The 16,859-nt window shown below is 67.9% G+C and carries 20 protein-coding genes and 1 tRNA gene; 12 read left to right on the forward strand and 9 right to left on the reverse strand.

Annotation, left to right across the window (positions count from 1 at the left end):
- Window positions 1–48: 48 nt before the first annotated feature.
- On the reverse strand, window positions 49–375 hold the full coding sequence (locus EV278_RS07125) for an EF-hand domain-containing protein (RefSeq protein WP_132088642.1): 327 nt from the start codon (window positions 373–375) through the stop codon (window positions 49–51).
- Between the two features lie 211 nt (window positions 376–586).
- Window positions 587–2,725 carry a M10 family metallopeptidase C-terminal domain-containing protein gene (locus EV278_RS24605; RefSeq protein ID WP_132088645.1) on the reverse strand — a complete coding sequence of 713 codons (2,139 nt, stop codon included), beginning with the start codon at window positions 2,723–2,725 and terminating at the stop codon, window positions 587–589.
- 154 nt (window positions 2,726–2,879) lie between these two features.
- Between EV278_RS24605 and EV278_RS07135 the strand changes: the two genes are divergently transcribed.
- Window positions 2,880–5,096: a S9 family peptidase gene (locus tag EV278_RS07135; RefSeq protein ID WP_132088648.1), complete on the forward strand. Its 2,217-nt coding sequence runs from the start codon at window positions 2,880–2,882 to the stop codon at window positions 5,094–5,096.
- 39 nt (window positions 5,097–5,135) lie between these two features.
- Here the strand turns inward: EV278_RS07135 and EV278_RS07140 are convergent, their stop codons facing one another.
- Both EV278_RS07140 and EV278_RS07145 read right to left on the reverse strand, forming a co-directional pair.
- Window positions 5,136–5,792 (reverse strand): AAA family ATPase, encoded by a 657-nt coding sequence (locus EV278_RS07140; RefSeq protein WP_279389371.1) that lies wholly within the window; start codon window positions 5,790–5,792, stop codon window positions 5,136–5,138.
- A 28-nt stretch (window positions 5,793–5,820) separates the two neighbouring features.
- The gene (locus EV278_RS07145) at window positions 5,821–6,666 is read right to left on the reverse strand and encodes a hypothetical protein (RefSeq protein ID WP_243692111.1); all 846 of its coding nucleotides are present in this window, start codon (window positions 6,664–6,666) and stop codon (window positions 5,821–5,823) included.
- Window positions 6,667–6,779: 113 nt separating this feature from the next.
- Between EV278_RS07145 and EV278_RS07150 the strand changes: the two genes are divergently transcribed.
- Complete coding sequence (locus EV278_RS07150; RefSeq protein WP_132088651.1) at window positions 6,780–6,962, forward strand: hypothetical protein; 183 nt, start codon at window positions 6,780–6,782, stop codon at window positions 6,960–6,962.
- Between the two features lie 60 nt (window positions 6,963–7,022).
- Complete coding sequence (locus EV278_RS07155; protein WP_132088654.1) at window positions 7,023–7,583, forward strand: hypothetical protein; 561 nt, start codon at window positions 7,023–7,025, stop codon at window positions 7,581–7,583.
- A gap of 200 nt (window positions 7,584–7,783) precedes the next feature.
- On the opposite strand, the gene EV278_RS07160 is transcribed toward EV278_RS07155, so the two are convergent.
- Window positions 7,784–8,503 (reverse strand): sensor histidine kinase, encoded by a 720-nt coding sequence (locus tag EV278_RS07160; RefSeq protein WP_132088657.1) that lies wholly within the window; start codon window positions 8,501–8,503, stop codon window positions 7,784–7,786.
- 342 nt (window positions 8,504–8,845) lie between these two features.
- Between EV278_RS07160 and EV278_RS07165 the strand changes: the two genes are divergently transcribed.
- The 6 genes from EV278_RS07165 to EV278_RS07190 all read left to right on the forward strand — a co-directional run bounded on the left by EV278_RS07165 (window position 8,846) and on the right by EV278_RS07190 (window position 12,706).
- The gene (locus EV278_RS07165; protein WP_132088660.1) at window positions 8,846–9,091 is read left to right on the forward strand and encodes a hypothetical protein; all 246 of its coding nucleotides are present in this window, start codon (window positions 8,846–8,848) and stop codon (window positions 9,089–9,091) included.
- Window positions 9,092–9,197: 106 nt separating this feature from the next.
- Complete coding sequence (locus EV278_RS07170; protein ID WP_018061959.1) at window positions 9,198–9,332, forward strand: entericidin A/B family lipoprotein; 135 nt, start codon at window positions 9,198–9,200, stop codon at window positions 9,330–9,332.
- Between the two features lie 299 nt (window positions 9,333–9,631).
- Window positions 9,632–10,030, forward strand: a complete 399-nt coding sequence (locus tag EV278_RS07175) for a DUF983 domain-containing protein (protein WP_019848445.1) — start codon at window positions 9,632–9,634, stop codon at window positions 10,028–10,030.
- Window positions 10,031–10,127: 97 nt separating this feature from the next.
- Complete coding sequence (locus tag EV278_RS07180) at window positions 10,128–10,283, forward strand: DUF3309 family protein (RefSeq protein ID WP_132088663.1); 156 nt, start codon at window positions 10,128–10,130, stop codon at window positions 10,281–10,283.
- A gap of 105 nt (window positions 10,284–10,388) precedes the next feature.
- The gene (locus EV278_RS07185; protein WP_132088666.1) at window positions 10,389–11,840 is read left to right on the forward strand and encodes an MFS transporter; all 1,452 of its coding nucleotides are present in this window, start codon (window positions 10,389–10,391) and stop codon (window positions 11,838–11,840) included.
- An 89-nt stretch (window positions 11,841–11,929) separates the two neighbouring features.
- Window positions 11,930–12,706 (forward strand): DUF599 family protein, encoded by a 777-nt coding sequence (locus EV278_RS07190; RefSeq protein WP_132088776.1) that lies wholly within the window; start codon window positions 11,930–11,932, stop codon window positions 12,704–12,706.
- On the opposite strand, the gene EV278_RS07195 is transcribed toward EV278_RS07190, so the two are convergent.
- Together EV278_RS07195 and msrA are read right to left on the reverse strand one after the other, a co-directional pair.
- Window positions 12,703–13,050, reverse strand: coding sequence for an MmcQ/YjbR family DNA-binding protein (locus EV278_RS07195; protein WP_132088668.1), 348 nt, complete (start codon window positions 13,048–13,050; stop codon window positions 12,703–12,705). The genes EV278_RS07190 and EV278_RS07195 overlap by 4 nt on opposite strands.
- Before the next feature lie 164 nt (window positions 13,051–13,214).
- Window positions 13,215–13,868, reverse strand: a complete 654-nt coding sequence (msrA, locus tag EV278_RS07200) for a peptide-methionine (S)-S-oxide reductase MsrA (RefSeq protein WP_132088671.1) — start codon at window positions 13,866–13,868, stop codon at window positions 13,215–13,217.
- 154 nt (window positions 13,869–14,022) lie between these two features.
- Here msrA and EV278_RS07205 point away from each other — a divergent pair.
- From EV278_RS07205 to EV278_RS07215, 3 genes are all read left to right on the forward strand, one after another.
- Window positions 14,023–14,112 (forward strand) — tRNA-Ser (locus EV278_RS07205).
- Window positions 14,113–14,452: 340 nt separating this feature from the next.
- On the forward strand, window positions 14,453–14,854 hold the full coding sequence (locus tag EV278_RS07210) for a GreA/GreB family elongation factor (protein ID WP_132088674.1): 402 nt from the start codon (window positions 14,453–14,455) through the stop codon (window positions 14,852–14,854).
- Window positions 14,855–14,911: 57 nt separating this feature from the next.
- Window positions 14,912–15,889 (forward strand): DUF4424 domain-containing protein, encoded by a 978-nt coding sequence (locus EV278_RS07215; protein WP_165916546.1) that lies wholly within the window; start codon window positions 14,912–14,914, stop codon window positions 15,887–15,889.
- A gap of 180 nt (window positions 15,890–16,069) precedes the next feature.
- On the opposite strand, the gene EV278_RS07220 is transcribed toward EV278_RS07215, so the two are convergent.
- Both EV278_RS07220 and EV278_RS07225 read right to left on the reverse strand, forming a co-directional pair.
- Entirely contained in the window at window positions 16,070–16,408 is a 339-nt protein-coding gene (locus EV278_RS07220; protein WP_132088680.1) for a helix-turn-helix transcriptional regulator, read from the reverse strand.
- A complete protein-coding gene (locus EV278_RS07225) occupies window positions 16,395–16,841 on the reverse strand; it encodes an SRPBCC family protein (RefSeq protein ID WP_132088683.1) in 447 nt (148 codons plus the stop codon). Before EV278_RS07225 ends, EV278_RS07220 begins: the two co-directional genes overlap by 14 nt.
- Between the last annotated feature and the right edge of the window lie 18 nt (window positions 16,842–16,859).

Here is a 16,859-nt window from a genome sequence, read left to right on the forward strand (position 1 = left end):
GCAGGCGGCGCTTGAACTTGGGGACACGCCGAAAGGGCATGTTCCTGGTCAGCGCCGGCTGAATTCCTCGAAGCTCAACGCGCCGTCGTGATTGGCGTCGAGGCTATCGAAGGCCGCGTGGGCCGCGAGCGGTCGGGCCAGGGAGGGGGCGGCGACGGCGCCGACGGCCAGGCCGGCCAGGGCGGCGGCCAGGACGCGCCAGACCAGGTTCGACAGGCTCGGCCGGCCCTCCAGTTCCTGGTCGATGAAGACACGGACCGCCTCGCTGGCGGTGCGACGCGTCGCCCGGCAGCGCGCCATGAACGCGACCTTGGTCTCGTGCGGCAGACGGACCTCGAGCGTGTCGCTCTTCTTCGGCGGCTTGCCAGCGCTCATGGCCATCCCTCTCGATGATGCCTCGAAAGGCTAGCATCTTTGCCGACGCGCAAAAAGAAAGCCCGGCCAAAAGACCGGGCTGAAGTTCATTAGGGAGGAAACGCCCAGGAAGGGCAGAGGCGCTCGGCGCCTCACGAACGGACTGGTACCGTTAACAGCGCGCTGTTGCAAGCGATTCCTAGCGGTGCGACGCGCTGACGCACGCGCCGCGCTACCAGAGAATGTCCGAAGCGTGGACGTTGGGGGTGGCGAATAGGATCAACATGTCGTTGCCCGTGTCGCCGTTCAGCTGGACGAACAGGTAGGAGGTGTTGGCGTCCGAGATCAGGCTGTAGTGATCGTTGGCCCCATTGGCGTGCAGGGCCGTCAGGTCGATCTTGTCCACGCCGGTCTGGAAGTCGTGGATGATGTCCGGTGCGCCCGGAGTCGAGTCGGTCTTGGTCCAGAAGCTGAAGGTGTCGGCCCCGGCCCCGCCGAACAGGGCGTCGGCCGCCCCGCCGCCGATGATCACGTCATTGCCGTCGCCGCCGACAATGGTCTCGCTGAAGCCGCTTCCCAACAGGGTGTTGGCCAGTTCGTCGCCGACGATATAGGCCCCGCTGGTCAGGCCCAGGATGTCGGTGGCGTTGATGTCGTTCATCGAGGCGATCTGGAAGACCGACGCGCCGGCCCCCCCGTTCACGAAAGTACCGCCCTGATAGTGCAGGACGCTGACATTCGTCGGGTTCATCGCCGACAGGTCCAGCTTGTCCACGCCGGTCTGGAAATCGTGGATGATGTCCAGATACGCGTTGCCGGAGTTGGTGGCGCTCTCGTAGGCGAAGATGTCCGCCCCCGCCCCGCCGAACAGGGCGTCGCCGGCGTCGCCGCCGATGATCGTGTCATTGGCGGCGCCGCCGACGATGGTGTCGCCCTTGGCGCTGCCGATCAAGGTCGAGGCCGTGTCCTCGCCGACTAGGTAGAGGCCGTTGGTCAGGCCCAGGATGTCCGACCCGTTGATCGAGTTGATCGAGGCGATCTGAAAGACCGACGCGCCCGAACCGCCGTTGACGAACGTGCCGCCGTTGTGGTGCAGGATGCTGACGTTCGAAGGCGCCAGTGCGATCAGGTCCAGCCGGTCCGTACCGGCCTTGAAGTCGTGGATGATGTCCAGATGGGCGTTGTCGGAATCCGTCGCCCGTTCGTAGACGAAGGTGTTGGTTCCAGCCCCGCCGAACAGCGCGTCGCCGCCACCGCCGCCGACCAGTCGGTCGTCGCCGGCCAGCCCACTGAGGCTGTTGCCGGCCGCGTTGCCGATGAGCGTGTCGGCCCCGCCTCCCCCGATCGCGTTCTCGATGGTGACGTTGGCCGCGATCGCCACGTTGCCGACCAGGCCTCCCACGTTGGAGAAGTTGCCCGCCCGTAGATCGACCAACTGGTTTTGCGCGTAGCCCGAGAAGTCGAAGGTATCCACGCCGCCAGCGTCCCAGGCCGCGAAGATCAGCTTGGTGCTGGCGGTGCTGGCCAGGAACCAGGACCGCCCGGCCGTCGAGTTGAAGCCATAGACCGTGTCGCCAGTCCGGGTCGCGGTGTTGGCGCCGTATTCCTTCTGCGCCGCGGCAATGTCGTCGAGCATCGGCGAAGCGGCGTAGGCGCCTTGATAGTTCGCGCCAGTCTCGCTCTCGTCGAAGTAGCTCATCACTGTGTACTGAAGGGAATCCTCGTAATACTCGGCGTTGTTGGCGTAGGTGATCTCGACGCCCTCGCCTGCGTTGTAGTCGCCGGGATGGGACAGGCCGATCGTATGGCCCAGCTCGTGGACAAGGACTAGCGCGCCATATCCGCCCTGCAGCGGATTGCGATTGTAGCTGAGCGTACTGTTGACCCAGACGTCGCCCGACGCCGACGAGAAGCTGGGATCGCCCGGATAGTTGGCGAAGGCCGCCGCCCCGGACTCCCCGCTGGAATAGTTGGCCAGCAGGATCGAGGCCGAGTTGGAATAGGCGCCCTCGCCGCTGGTCCCGCTTCCTACCCGCACGAAGGTGATGTTGGCCACGTCGCTCCACCCCGCCAGGGCCAGCTCTGTCTGGGCGATCTGGGCGGCGTTGAAGCGGCTGAAGCCGGCGGTGTCGCTGGGCATGGAGGACGGCGCGGTGGACCGGAACGCGTAGGTCACCGTATAGGCCACGCCTAGCGCGGCCGACCAGCCAGGCTCCCCGCCAACTAGGTGCAATCCCGCCTGATCGATGGTCTTGCTTGGCTTGCCGTTCGGAGCGATCCCGCCCCGTTGATCGGCGTTCAGGAAGGCCAGTTCCCCCACGTCTCCGGTCCGGATGGTGAAGGACTCGACCTGATCGCTGATGTTGCGCACTGACGCTTCCTCGGCAGTTCGACCCCCCGCCAAACAGGTGCTAATCTTTAGCACCAAGCTGGCGCACGACTACGTGACACGCTGTCACTTGCCGCTTGAGATCTTTACATTTCCCTGCTGACAACGGCCACGCTGGCCTCTAGCGTCCCGCGCCATGATCAGACCCTCGCTCCTGGCCATTACGGCCTGCCTCGCCCTGTCATCGCCGGTCCTGGCGGAAAAACTCACCCCGGAACGAATCTTCGCCGACCCCGCCCTGAACGGTCCCACGGCCAAGGGCGTGGCCCTGTCGCCGGACGGCAAGCGGGTCACCTATCTGAAGGGCAAGCCCGAGGCCGCCAACGTCCAGGACCTGTGGGCGGCCGACGTCAAGGGCGGCGAGCCCTACCGCCTGATCGACTCGACGGCCCTGTCGTCGGGCGGCAAGGAGCTGTCGGAAGCCGAAAAGGCCCGCCGCGAACGGGCCCGCGTCTCGGCCCGCGGCATCGTCGAATACAGCTGGGACGAGGAGGGCCGGTTCATCCTCGTGCCGCTGGACGGCGACCTCTATCTGGACAGCGTCGCCGACGGCAAGGTCACCCGCCTGACCCAGACGGCGGGCGACGAGGTCGACGCCAAGGTCTCGCCCAGGGGCGGCTTCGTCTCCTATGTCCGCGACCAGAACCTCTACATCAAGCCGGTCGCCGGCGGGCCCGAGAAGGCCCTGACCACCGAGGGCAAGGACGCCCTGTCGTTCGGCACGGCCGAGTTCGTCGCCCAGGAGGAAATGGACCGCTTCACCGGCTACTGGTGGAATCCCCGCGAGACCAGCATCGCCTATACCCGCGTCGACGAGAGCGGGGTCGACGTGATCCCGCGCGCCGATATCGGCCCGGGCGGGGCTACGGTGGTCGAGCAGCGCTATCCGCGCGCCGGTCGTCCCAACGCCGTGGTCGACCTGTTCGTCCAGGACCTGGCCACCGGCAAGACGGTGCAGATCGACCTGGGCCCGAACAAGGACATCTATGTCGCGCGCGTCGACTGGTCTGAGGACGGCAAAACCCTCTACGTGCAGCGCCAGACTCGCGATCAGAAGACCGTCGAGCTGATCGCCTACGATCCGGTCACAGGCCAGGGCAAGACGATCGTCACCGACACCGACGCCCACTGGGTCGAGCTGTCCGACGACTTCAAGCCGCTGAAGGACGGCAGCTTCCTGTGGTCGTCGGAAAAGTCGGGGTACAAGCACCTCTACCACTACGCCGCCAGCGGCAAGCTGATCGCCCAGGTGACCAAGGGCGACTGGCCGGTCAACGCCCTGGAAGGCGTCGACGAGACCCGCAAGGCAGCGATCTTCTCGGCCTCGATCGACACCCCGCTGGAACGGCGGATCTACGAGGTCTCCTATGCCAAACCCGGCAAGCCCAAGGCCCTGACGCCGGCCGGCGGCTGGTGGACCGCCAAGGTCGCGGAGACCGGCGGCGCCTTCACGGCCGGCTACAGCGATCCCAAGACCCCGCCGCAGATGGCGCTCTACGACGCCACGGGCAAGCGCGTGCGCTGGATCGAGGAGAACCGGCTGGCCGAGGGGCACCCCTACTGGCCCTACGCCGCCACCCTGCCCGTCCCCGAGTTCGGCGCGCTGACGGCGGCCGACGGCGAGGTGCTGCACTACGAGATCCTCAAGCCGATCGGCTTCGATCCAGCGAAGAAATATCCGGCCATCGTCTCGGTCTATGGCGGCCCGCACGCCCAGACCGTCAGCCGCTCGTGGCAGAAGGTCGGCGAGCGGCCCTATCTCGAGGACGGCTATGTCGTCTTCAAGCTGGACAACCGCGGCAGCGCCAATCGCTCGGCCAAGTTCAAGCGCGCCCTGGATCGCCGCATGGGCACCGTCGAGGTCGAGGATCAGTTGGCCGGCGCCCGGTTCCTGGCCGGCCTGCCCTATGTCGACGCCGACAGGTTGGGCGTGATGGGCTGGTCGTACGGCGGCTTCATGACCCTGATGCTGATGACCGCGCCGGACACGCCGTTCAAGGCCGGGGCCGCGGGCGCGCCGCCCACCGAGTGGGGTCTCTACGACACCCACTACACCGAGCAGTTCATGGGCAAGCCGGACGAGAACAAGGACGGCTACGCCCAGTCCGACGTGCTCAACCGCCTGAAGAACCTCAAGCCCGACAGCCTGCTGCTGCTGCACGGCATGGCCGACGACAACGTCATCTTCGAGAACAGCACCCGGCTGATCGCGGCGTTGCAGAAGAACGCCATCCCGTTCGAGATGATGCTCTATCCGGGCGAGCGCCACAGCGCGCCCGGCAGCAAGACCAAGGGCCTGCACGTGCTGAAGACCCACCTGGCGTTCTTCGATCGCCAGCTGAAAGGCCAATAGACACGGCCGGGGACACGCCCCTGCGGCGCGTCCCCGGCCCTACTCCTCCAGCGCCTCCAGCGCCTCCAGCACGAAATCCGCCCGCGCGGCGACATCGGTCTTCGGCAGGATCGAGACCGCGTAGCCCAGGCGTTCGTAAGCCGACAGCAACCGCCCGTACTCGGCCTCCGCGGCCTCGAACCCGTGCGGGCGCTCAGGATCGTTGACATAGATCTCCGGCCAGGGCGACGCCAGGAACACGCGCCGATGATAGCGGTGGGCCCGGCCCAGCGGCTCGAGGACGGCTTCGCCGGTCGCATGCTCCAGGGCGGTGGCGGCGTCGACCAGGCCACGATCGAAGAACACCCAGCCGGTCAGACCTTCGGCAGCCGTGAGGTCCGCCAGCGCCATCGCCACGGCCCGCCGCGCGAAAGCCGCCAGGTCGACCCAGGGCAAGGCCGCGCCGTCGCCCGCCAGCGCTTCCCGCACGACCCGCCGCCCCGGCTCCTCGACCCCGGCATGGCCGCGCCGCCGGAGCTCCGCCAGCAGGGTCGACTTGCCGCCGCCGGAACAGCCGGAGAGGACGACGAAACGGTTCAGGGTCGAACTCCTGCTGGTCCTGGGGTCGGCTCTCCGTGACCGAAGGCGGTCCGACCGACCTAGAGTATCGCGCGGAAAAGTGGATGCCGGTTTTCCGCAAAAGCGATGCGAAAACAAAAAGCTAGAGCAAATCGTGCGATTTGCTCTAGACGACAGCCGCCGGCAACGCGGCGGGCTGGGTCGTCCTCACCCGGAACATCCGCGCTTCCCGGGCCACGTCGTACAGGCGGTGGATGACGAAGGCCTCCGGCTGCGCCGCGCGCAGGGCTTCCTCGGCCGGGGTCAGCCGGTAGGGCGTGGCCGGGCCGCCAGTGGTGGTCTTGACGACGATGCGACGGGGCGCGCCGGTCCGGCTGAAGCTGACCAGGTCGCACCCTTCGTCGGCCTCCTGTCCGTTGATTGGCGGTAGGGCCAGGCGGATCTGGGCGGCGAGGTCCGGGCGGCCGCGCTCTTCCAGCCGGCGCTGCTCGTGGACCAGGGCGGCGGCCAGCCCGATCCGGGCCAGGATGCGAGCGTCGTGGTCGCGGGCGGCGGGGTCGAACTTGGCCACCAGCCGCTGGGCCCGTTCGCCGGGCGGGGCGTGACGCGCGACCGGTGGGGCGCCCTCGGCCAGGATCGGGGCGCCGGGCCGGCCCAGCAGGGCCGGCGGCTGGGTCAGGTCCCTGAGGACGCCGGGCCTGGCGCTCAGGCAACGGTCGACCGCGTCGACCAGGCCGTCGCCGAAGTCCCAGCGCGGCGGATGGTCGTTCAGGGTCGGCAGGCCGATCAGGGTCAGCACCGCCGAGATCTCGCCCTGCAGGAAGGTGATCGCCCCGCCGGAGCGGTTGGTGACGAACCGCAGGGCGCGCTGGTGGTTGGCCGGATCGTAGGCGCGGCCGGACATCGTCTTGTAGAGCATGACCAGGTAGTCGCCGACCACCAGGTCCTGCTCGGCCTCATTCCAGGTCCTGCCGTTGATCGCCGAGTCGCCCACGCCGCGACGATGCCCCAAGCGAAGCCGTGACGCCAGGACTCGGGTTCACCCGCCCAAGTGATCCAGCCAGGCATAGCTCAAGCTGCGCGCCGCCCGGGACGCGCGGCCGCCGATCGTGCTAGAAGCCGCTCATGACCGACAAGACCGACGACCATCCCGAGATTCCCGGCGAAACCCCGATCCAGCGCGCCCTGCGCCTGAAGAAGGCCGCGATCGCCGCCAAGCCGCAGCCGCCGCGCGGCGGCCGGTTCCAGCGCGAACAGGCCGCGGCCGCCGCCTCGAGCAGCAAGAGCAAGCCCTGGATGACGCGCTAGATCGCGTTCGCCTCAAGCGGCGCCTTGAGAACGCCGCGCTTTGACCACACGTTCATCGCCATGCGCGCTCCCCTCCTCGCCCTGCTCGCCAGCCTCGCGGCCGGCCCTGTGCTGGCCCAGGCGACCAAGCCGCCGGCCGAGACGCCGACGCCGGTCTCGCCGGTGACTGTCATGCCGCCGACCCAGAAGCCCAAGGTGGTCGCCACCTGGCCCGCCAATGGCCAGTCGGTCGCCCCGGGCGTGCTGGTGCTGAAGGTGGTGTTCGACCAGCAGATGACGCCCCGCGACTTCGACTACGGCCTGGGAACGGGCGGCGACAAGCTGAACTGCCTGAAGACGCCGCGGCTGCTGAACGACAACAAGACCTTCGTCCTGCTGTGCACGACCCTGCCGGGCAAGACCTACGCCGTCGCGCTCAATCCCGACGCCTCTGGCGGCCGGGCGTTCACCAACGTGGCCGAGAACCGCGCCGAGCCGGGCGCCCTGACCTTCACCACCGAAACCGGCGAGCCGGTCACCAAGCTGCGCGACGCCATCAAGGCCGCGGGCCTGGGCGACCTGGACATGCCCGTCGAGGAAGCGCCGGACCCGTCGCAATCGGGCGCCAAGACGGCGCCCTGACGAAAAAGCATTGGGGGAGAGCCGGCCGAATTCGTGCGTCGGGACACCCCGGCCGGCTCTCGGCCTGCGGTCGGACCACCCCGTCGGAAAGAGGCGGCCCGGCGCGTCGGAGGGATCGGGGGGAAGACACCTCGACATCCGCAGGCCCGCCCAGGTTGGAACAACCCGGCCGCCCTGCGCCATCGGGTAAAACCCTAGTTTCAGCTCCGGTCGGGCCACAGAGGGATGACGCGGTGCTCCTCCTCCGTATCGAGGAGCAGCCGTACGGTCAGGCCGATGCCGCTGGACTCGTAGACCAGCTTCGCGCCGAGCTGCCGCGCCAGGCCGCGCACCACCCGGAAGCCAAGACCGCCGTCGGTGTGCGGGTCGAAATCATCGCTCAACCCAACGCCATCGTCGGTCACCTCGACCACGAGGCCGCCGCCGACCGAGCGGCAGGTTACCTGGATCCGGCCCGCCACGCCCGAGGGGTGGGCGTATTTCAGGGCGTTGGTCACCAGCTCGCTGACGATCAGGGCGACCGGCGTGGCCTGATCGGCCCGCACCATGCAGCCACCGGTGTCCCGATGGCTGATGACGGTTTCGCCGGCGAAGCTGACGGTCTGCATCAGGCTGGCGCACAGCTTGGCCAGGAAACGACCCAGGTCGATGCCGTTCTCATCCTCGCCGGGCGCGCCCGACAGCAGGCGATGCAGCTCGCCGACCGTCTCGATCCGGGCGGCCACCTCCTCCAGGGCGATACAGGCCTCGCGCGCCGACAGGGGCTGGCCGGCCTTCTGCAGGCGGGTGGCTTGCAGGCGCGTATACCCGGCGATCAGGGCCAGGTTGTTGGCGATGCGATGCTGGGCTTCGCTCAGCCGGTCATCAGACCCGACATGGCGAACGGCCGCATCGCCGAAGTCTCGGCGCTCGACGTCCATGGCTCGGGGGCTTTCGGTAAGGCGGCAGGATATTCCGTCACCCACACCTAAGCACGAACGCGATTAAAAAGCGACCATTTAATTAGACAAGGAATCGTATCTTTATTTCGCGGACCGCACAGATTATCTCATGTCGGAAACTCGACGGACAACTAACCTATATAATGCCCTTTAATCACTTGGAGTATGCTCAGCGCATGCCGCCTGTCGCGCAAAATGAGTAAGTGGCGCATTTGGGGCCAAGTACGGCCTTTGCGTGTCCCTGGAACCCGATGGCGACGCTCGTGCGTTAGCTCCACCGGACAAGAAGGAGAGCCGCCCCTCGCCGGGGGCCGAGACCTGATGAACGACCTGACCCGACCCGAACGCCTGCAGATCATGCTCACGCAGGAAGAACTCGCCGCATTGGACGACTGGCGCTTCGCGCGCCGCATGCCCAGCCGCGCCGCCGCCGTGCGCGAGCTGCTCAAGCGCGGCCTGGAGGCCGAGGGCGTCCAACTGGCCGACGGCAAGATGCGCTCGCGCGACTTCGGCGTGGTCGAAGGCCCGATGCGTTCGACAGGTTCGGGCGCCGACGGCGAAGGCTGATCTCGGCGGCCGGCGCCATGACTTCGCCGTGGTGACGCGCTTGAACGCGTCCCCGGGCCAAGGTTAAGGTCCGACGCTGTTTCTCCAACTTCAGAGACCTCCCCCCATGCGCAAGATCGTGATCCTCGCCACCGTGGCCGCCGCCCTGATGGTTTCGGCCTGCAACACCGTCGCCGGCGTCGGTCAAGACGTGTCGGCCGCCGGCCGCGCCGTGACCAACACCGCCAAGGACGCCAAATAGTCGCAGGATCGAGGGTTGCGGACTTCGGACAACCGGAGTCCGCGAACCGCGATATAGTTAAGCTGTCGCGCGGTGCAGCTTCGCCTGCGTCGGGTTTTTCCAGGGCGCGTGGCGACTTACCCACAGAACGCCGTAATAGGTGTGGTTAACCAGCCTTCGGTAACGATATTTGTATTGCTCGCCTTTCGAGCGAATTCTTCATCCAACGGCCGTTCATCTCAACGAAATCTGATTCAAAATGGCGCATGCGACCGTGCGCCCCCTTTTCCTGACCACGCGGCGGAGTCATATCCACGCCCATGAACGAGCAGACCTCCTCCTGCCCGCCTCCGGTCAGCATGCTGACCGGCATGAAGCGCGGCGTCCGCCACCGCTGTCCCAACTGCGGCGAGGGCCGGCTGTACACGCGTTACCTGAAGGTGGACCTCGACTGCGAGGTCTGCGGCCACGACCTGGCCCGCTATCCGGCCGACGACGGCCCGGCCTATTTCACGATCCTGATCATCGGCCACCTGGTCGTCGCCCCGCTGCTGCTGTTCCCGTTCATCTGGAAGATGTCGCCGGCCCTGGTGGTGCCGCTGACCGTGCTGCCGCTGGCCGCCCTGACCCTGCTGCTGCTGCCCCGCGTCAAGGGCGCGGTGATCGGCGCCCTGTGGGCCGTGGGCCTGCGCAAGGCCGAAGACTGCCCGGGCGGCTAAGGCCGGCTGGGCGGCGTTTCGGAACCTCTGCCGAACTTCTTGCATTCCCTCCGCCTGCCCCCGACGCGCGGGGCGCTCGGATGCAACGGAGACGGACATGCTCGGCACGATCCTCATCATCATCCTGATCCTGGCCCTGATCGGCGCCCTGCCGACCTGGGGTCACAGCCGGTCGTGGGGCTATTACCCCTCCGGCGGCCTGGGCCTGATCCTGATCATCATCATCATCCTGGTCCTGATCGGCAGAATCTAGCGCACGGGGGAAGGCCCGCCCGCGTGTCCTCGACCGTGCGGGCGCCCTTTCCCCGGCGGCCCATGTTCGCCTAAGGTCCCTCCCCAACGACACAGGGGGGACGACATGACCGACACCGTTGGGGCGACGTCGCCAGAGACGGTCGCGCCCTTGAGCGCCTGGCGCCGAACCCGGGCCATCCTCGGCGGATCGGCCGGCAACCTGGTCGAGTGGTACGACTGGTTCGCCTATGCGGCCTTCTCGATCTATTTCGCCAAGGTCTTCTTCCCCAAGGGCGACCAGACCGCCCAGCTGATGCAGACCGCCGCCATCTTCGCCGTCGGCTTCGGAGCGCGCCCCGTCGGGGCCTGGCTGATGGGACTCTATGCCGACCGCAAGGGCCGCAAGGCCGGCCTGACCCTGGCGGTGGGCCTGATGTGCTTGGGCTCGCTGACCATCGCCCTGTGCCCCGGCCACGCCAAGATCGGCGACGCCGCGCCGGTGATCCTGCTGCTGGCCCGCCTGCTGCAGGGCCTGTCGGTCGGCGGCGAGTACGGGGCCAGCGCCACCTATATGAGCGAGATGGCCGGACGGAAGCGGCGCGGCTTCTGGTCAAGCTTCCAGTACGTCACCCTGATCATGGGCCAGTTGGTCGCCGCCCTGGTGCTGGTGATCCTGCAAAACAGCCTGAGCAAGGCGGATCTGGCCGAATGGGGCTGGCGCGTTCCGTTCCTGGTCGGCGCGGCGCTGGCCGTGGTGGTGTTCTGGATCCGCACAGGCATCGAGGAAAGCGCCTCGCACCAGAACGCCGGCGCCCGCGACCCGGTCAGCCGCCGACAGGTGGCCTGGGTCTGCGGCCTGCTGCTGGCGACGGTCGCCGCCATGATCATCGGCTTCACCGAGGCGCCGTTCGCCGCGACGGCGCAGTACGGCGCGGTGGCGCTGCTGGTCGCCACCTATGTCGCCCTGGCCGCGCCCCTGGTCTCGCGCCACCCCCGGCAGACCCTGGCGATCATCGGCCTGACCGCCGCCGGCTCCTTGGCCTTCTACGCCTACACCACCTACATGCTGAAGTTCCTGGTCAACACGGCGGGGTTCGACAAGGCGACGGCCGGCGCGATCAACCTGGCCACCCTGGCGGGCTTCATGCTGATCCAGCCGCTGTTTGGCTGGGCGTCGGACAAGGTCGGCCGCAAGACCATGCTGGTCTTCGCGTTCGGCGTGGGCGCCCTGATCGCCTGGCCGGTGTTCAGCCTGACCGCCAAGGCGACCAGCCCGGCCGTCGCCTTCGGCCTGATCTTCGCCGCCCTGTTCGTGCAGTCGGGCTACACCGCCATCAGCGCGGTGGTGAAGGCCGAGCTGTTCCCGGCCCATGTCCGCGCCCTGGGCGTGGCCCTGCCCTACGCCATCGGCAACGCCGCATTCGGCGGCACCGCCGAATATGTCGCCCTGTGGTTCAAGCATCAGGGCCAGGAAAGCGGCTTCTACCTCTATGTGTCGGCGATCATGGCCGTGGGCCTGGTCGTGGCGCTGCTGCTTCGGGACACGGGCAAGACCAGCCTGATCCTCGAAGACTGACGCCGCCCTTTCCCCGACTCCCGTTCCGGACCTAAGTTCGCCCCATGCATGCTTCGCTTTCCCATGCCCTGTCCAAGCAGTTCCTGGCCTTGCCGCTCATCGACCTGCTGGTCCTGGCGTTCTTCCTGTTCTGCTGGCTGTTCTACGAGCCGATGCTCAAGCGGCTGGGCCGGGAGCGGAACGTCATCAACACCGACATGACGGTGATCCGCCGCCGGTGGATGGCCGAAATGGCGGTGCGGGAGATCGCCCTGCTGGACGGCCAGCTGCTGGGCCACGCGATCAACTCGGCCTCGTTCTTCGCGTCGAGCAACCTGATCCTGATCGCCGCGGCGGCCGGGGTGCTGTTCGGCGGCGACAGCGCGCTCAAGAGCATCGAGGGCCTGGCCGTGCTGGCCCCCGCCTCGACCCTGGTGTTCCAGATCAAGCTGGGCGTGGTGCTGATCGCCCTGGCGCGCGGCCTACTCGACTTCATCTGGGCGATCCGCCAGATGAACTACTGCCTGGCCGCCATCGGCGCGACGCCGATGTGGTCGCCGCGCCCAGTGCTGGACGAATATGCCGAGGCGACAGGCGCGATCCTCAACCCCGCCCTGTCGGCCTTCAACGCCGGGGTGCGCGGCTATTATTTCGCCCTCGCGGCGGCGGCCTGGCTGCTGGGCCCCGTCGCCTTCGCCGTGGCGACCGGCGGCGCGATGGCCCTGCTGCTCTGGCGCCAGCGCCGCAGCCCCGCCTCGGCCGCCGTGCGCAAGCTGCGCCAGATTCTGGAGCGCCACCCCGTGGTGGTGGGCCCGCACCTGGAGCGCAGGCACGCGAGCAAACCCAAGCCGCCGCGCGCCGGACCGCAGCCTCGCGACCTGGATTAGAGCCCGATCTCCGCTCGCGCCTTGCGGGTCAGCTTGGCGGCGATCAGGCCGTGCGCCGTCTTCAGCCAGTCGGCGACCTCATCGTCATCCTGAGCGGCCAGGTCGGCGATATGCAGCCACTTGGCGCGGGCCAGATAGGGCGCGGGCATGGCCCTCCCCGTCTCGCTGAGCACCTCGAACGCCACGTCCGAGGCCTTGAACGAGAAGCCGCCCGCCCCCACCGCCCCGCCCAGCACGGCGAACATCTTGCCGCCCACCTTATAGACGTGGTCGTCGCCCCACTGGATCGTCATCGTCGCGCCCGGCAGGGCCAGGGCCGCGGCATGGAAGGCTTCGGGGGTCATGATACAATCCTGAAAACACAGCCACTAACCCGCTCATCCCGGCGAGTGCCGGGACCCAGATCCAATGGCTGTGGGGATGATTGGAAGAACTCAGCGCTCGTGGAACTCGCCTCAGCGCCATTCCATCTGGGTCCCGGCATTCGCCGGGATGAGCGGAATTAAGGTCATGCCTCCACCCCGGTCCCGATCGGGCAGGCGACACCCGTGCCACCGATACCGCAATAGCCGTCGGGGTTCTTGGCCAGGTACTGCTGGTGATAGTCCTCAGCGAAGTAGAACGGCCCGGCCGCGCCGATTTCGGTGGTGATCGTCCCCAGCCCCTGGGCGTTCAGGGCCTGCTGGTAGGCCTCCTTGGAGGCCACCGCCGCAGCGGCCTGGGCGTCGGAGGTCACATAGATCCCCGAGCGGTATTGCGTGCCGATATCGCCGCCCTGGCGCATGCCCTGGGTCGGGTCGTGATTCTCCCAGAAGGTCTTGAGCAGGGTTTCGTAGGTGACGACGCGCGGGTCGAACACCACCTGCACCACCTCGGCGTGACCCGTGCGGCCGGTGCAGACCTCCTCATAGGTCGGGTTCGGCGTGATCCCGGCCGCATAGCCGGCGGCGGTCACGTGCACGCCCGGGATCTTCCAGAACACCCGCTCCACGCCCCAGAAACAGCCCATGGCCAGCACCGCGACTTCCATGCCGTCGGGATAGGGCCCTTTCAGCGCATGGCCGTTGACGAAGTGGGTCCGGGCGGTCGGGATCGCCGCGGCGCGTCCTGGCAGGGCGGTGTCGACGGTCGGCATGTCGAGGGTCTTGGAGGCGGAGGCCATGGCGAAATCCCGGGATCGAAACGGAGGCCTCGATCCTAAGGCGTTCGCGATCGCGTTTCACCTCGCATGGCCGCTTGCCCCCGCAATCGTCCTGAGTATATTGCGCCCCTTCCTGCGTCGGGGGTCTCAACCGCCTTCCGCATCTGGTGCGCATGGTGAGGTGGCCGAGTGGTTGAAGGCGCACGCCTGGAACGCGTGTATAGGGGAAACTCTATCGAGGGTTCGAATCCCTCTCTCACCGCCACCGCTCCCCTTTAAATTTGACATCGGGACGCGACGTCCCCATCTGACCTTCACCGGCCGCGAACAGATCGCGCCGGACGCCTGACCACAGGCTTCTGATCTCCAGGCTCGCGCGCAGCGCCAAGTCCTGGAGCGAACCGGAAAATCCCGCCCTCGCCTCCGAACCGGCCGTAAAGCAGCCCGCACTGGCTTGACGTCACCTGCGATCCGGACCGGCGATAGGGTTTTCCCGAAGCTTCTGGTCTTCCCGGGCGCCGCCCTGAGGCGCGCGCCCTCCCGAGCCTCCACCAGCCTGCGCTGAGGTGCCGGCCAACGGCTCCAGACACATCCAGAAAAGCATCATGAACATTCAACATCATTCCCCCGAAGCCTTGCCCGCGGTCTATGTGACCGAGACCGACTTCGAGATTCTCTCCAACCTGGCCGACGCGGCCGCCGGCCGCGCGCCGGGCGGCCGCGTGCTGGCCGGCGAAATGGCCCGCGCCGTGATCGTCGAGCCCGGCGAAGCGCCGCATCCCTTCGTTCGCATCGGCTCGCGCGTCGCCTACCGCGACCTGTCCAGCGACCAGACCCGCATCGTCCACGTCAGCCTGCCGCGCGACGCCAGCATCGACGAGGGCCGCATCTCGGTGCTCAGCCCGGTAGGGGCGGCCCTGATCGGTCTGACCGCCGGCGAGGCCTTCCACTGGACCGACCCTGAGGGCCGGGCGCGCGGCGTCCGGGTGCTGGCGGTCCAGGACTGACGCCCGGCGCCGGTCCGGACTGTCGCCGCGCCCCGGGCCGGTGCTATGGCTCGGCGCATGACCTTCAAAGCGCTTCGCCTCGCCGCCCTGCTCGCCTGCCTCGCCGGCGCGTCATCGCCCGCCCGGGCCAACGACACCTCGGCGGAGCTGGCGGCGGGCGGCCTGGTGCTGACCAGGAGCGACAGCATCGAGATGCGCTCGGAGGACCTCTACATCTCCCAGCAGGCCGTGCGGGTGCGCTACGTGTTCGCCAACACCAGCGGCAAGGACGTCACTGTCCGCGTGGCCTTCCCGATGCCCGACATCGGCGGGCCGGATTTCTTTCAAGGCGACGTGTCGATCCCGATCGAGGACGCCCCGGCCAACGTCCTGGGCTTCTCGACCAAGGTCGACGGCCGGCCGGTGAAGGCGCAGGTCGAGCAGAAGGCCATCGCGACCGACGGCGAAGACCGCACCGCCTGGCTGGTCGCCAACCACATCCCGCTGGCCGTCCACCTGGGCGGCGTCGACGAGGCCCTGCGCGCCCTGCCCAAGGCCAAGCGCGACGAGGCGGTCAGGCTGGGGCTCTACGACCCCGACCAGGGCGGCGTCTGGGTGCTGAAGACCACCTATCACTGGCTGCAGACCTTCCCGGCCGACCGGCCGATCGTCGTCGAGCACGCCTACACGCCGTCGGTCGGGGCCACGGTGGCGACCAATGTCGGCACGGAGTACGGCGCCGATATCAAGGACAAGTACTGCGTCGACAAGGCCCTGACCGACACCGTCGTCCGGGCCGCCAAGGCCGACGAGAACGGCAACGCGCCCTGGGTCGACCACTGGATCGACTACGTCCTGGTCACCGGCGGCAACTGGAAGAAGCCGATCGGCGACTTCCGCCTGGTGGTCGACAAGGGCTCGCCCAAGAACCTGGTCAGCTTCTGCGGCTCGGGCGTCAAGAAGATCAGCCCCACCCAGTTCGAGATGCGCCGCACCAACTGGCGGCCGGAGAAGGACCTGTCGATCCTGCTGCTGGTCTCGCGCGACGCGATGTAGGCGGGGCGAGGGCCGCGGCTTCGAGCGCTTTTTCCTCCGCTCATCCCGACGAAGGTCGGGACCCAAGCTGGATCGCCCGAGAGGCCATGAACCGTCCCTTCCGCTCGGACCGGTTCTGACAGACCGCTTGGGTCCCGGCGTCCGCCGGGATGAGCGGAGAGAAGGAACCACCACGGGGCGCTAGCCGGTCGGCCCATCCTCGACGAACGCCTTGAGCCGTCCCAGCGTATCGTCCCACTGGCGCGACACGCCGTCCAGATAGGCTCGGGCCTCATCCAGCGCCTCGCGCCGCGCGGCGAAGCGGCTTTCGCGGCCGACGCGCAAGGAGGCCACCAGCCCCGCGTCCTGCAGCACGTGCAGGTGCTTGGTGATCGCCTGGCGGGTCAGGGCGGTGTCGCTGGACAGCGCCGCGATCGACCGCGCCTGGCCGTCGCCCAGCTTGTCCAGCAGCGCCAGGCGGGTGCGATCGCCTAGGGCCGCGAAGATCGGCGCGGGATCCCGAAGGCTAGGATTCAACATGGGCCTTGATGTTCTGGACCTGCTGGGTCCACCCTCCGTCGTTCATCCGGAAGGCTTCCTCGCGACGATGGGCGGGCACCTTGTCAAAGCCGGACTCGACGACGGTCAGCCGCGTGCCGTCCCCGTTCGGCGCCAGCAGGAACTCAACGAGGGTCGGCTCCTCCTGGTCATAGTCGACGTCGGGATCGACGCCGTAGGGATGCCAGGTGAAGGCCAGGCGCCGCGGCGGCTCGATGGCCGTCACCCGAGCCTTCCAGGTCACGTGCTCGTAGCCCGGATGGGTGATCTGGCCGCGCGCTTCCTGGCCGACGGCGAACGGCGCCTCCAGCTTGACGCGGAACCAGTCGCCGAACTCGCGATGATCGCTGACGGCGCGCCACACGCGCTCGATCGGCGCGTTCAGGTCGATGGTCTTTTCGATGCGGTCGGTCATGATGGCAACCTCCTGGTT

The organism is Caulobacter sp. BK020 (genome assembly GCF_004342605.1).
Lineage (GTDB): Bacteria > Pseudomonadota > Alphaproteobacteria > Caulobacterales > Caulobacteraceae > Caulobacter.

What these genes read in the sequence shown, in the direction of transcription:
- EV278_RS07215 (WP_165916546.1), top strand. Translation starts at nt 14,912, where the DNA reads ATGACCTTCAAAGCGCTTCGCCTCGCCGCCCTGCTCGCCTGCCTCGCC.
- EV278_RS07150 (WP_132088651.1), top strand. Translation starts at nt 6,780, where the DNA reads ATGACCGACAAGACCGACGACCATCCCGAGATTCCCGGCGAAACCCCG.
- EV278_RS07160 (WP_132088657.1), bottom strand. Translation starts at nt 8,503, where the DNA reads ATGGACGTCGAGCGCCGAGACTTCGGCGATGCGGCCGTTCGCCATGTC.
- EV278_RS07175 (WP_019848445.1), top strand. Translation starts at nt 9,632, where the DNA reads ATGAACGAGCAGACCTCCTCCTGCCCGCCTCCGGTCAGCATGCTGACC.
- EV278_RS07225 (WP_132088683.1), bottom strand. Translation starts at nt 16,841, where the DNA reads ATGACCGACCGCATCGAAAAGACCATCGACCTGAACGCGCCGATCGAG.
- EV278_RS07185 (WP_132088666.1), top strand. Translation starts at nt 10,389, where the DNA reads ATGACCGACACCGTTGGGGCGACGTCGCCAGAGACGGTCGCGCCCTTG.
- EV278_RS07180 (WP_132088663.1), top strand. Translation starts at nt 10,128, where the DNA reads ATGCTCGGCACGATCCTCATCATCATCCTGATCCTGGCCCTGATCGGC.
- EV278_RS07195 (WP_132088668.1), bottom strand. Translation starts at nt 13,050, where the DNA reads ATGACCCCCGAAGCCTTCCATGCCGCGGCCCTGGCCCTGCCGGGCGCG.
- EV278_RS07165 (WP_132088660.1), top strand. Translation starts at nt 8,846, where the DNA reads ATGAACGACCTGACCCGACCCGAACGCCTGCAGATCATGCTCACGCAG.
- msrA (WP_132088671.1), bottom strand. Translation starts at nt 13,868, where the DNA reads ATGGCCTCCGCCTCCAAGACCCTCGACATGCCGACCGTCGACACCGCC.
- EV278_RS07220 (WP_132088680.1), bottom strand. Translation starts at nt 16,408, where the DNA reads ATGTTGAATCCTAGCCTTCGGGATCCCGCGCCGATCTTCGCGGCCCTA.
- EV278_RS07210 (WP_132088674.1), top strand. Translation starts at nt 14,453, where the DNA reads ATGAACATTCAACATCATTCCCCCGAAGCCTTGCCCGCGGTCTATGTG.
- EV278_RS07155 (WP_132088654.1), top strand. Translation starts at nt 7,023, where the DNA reads ATGCGCGCTCCCCTCCTCGCCCTGCTCGCCAGCCTCGCGGCCGGCCCT.
- EV278_RS07135 (WP_132088648.1), top strand. Translation starts at nt 2,880, where the DNA reads ATGATCAGACCCTCGCTCCTGGCCATTACGGCCTGCCTCGCCCTGTCA.
- EV278_RS07170 (WP_018061959.1), top strand. Translation starts at nt 9,198, where the DNA reads ATGCGCAAGATCGTGATCCTCGCCACCGTGGCCGCCGCCCTGATGGTT.
- EV278_RS07125 (WP_132088642.1), bottom strand. Translation starts at nt 375, where the DNA reads ATGAGCGCTGGCAAGCCGCCGAAGAAGAGCGACACGCTCGAGGTCCGT.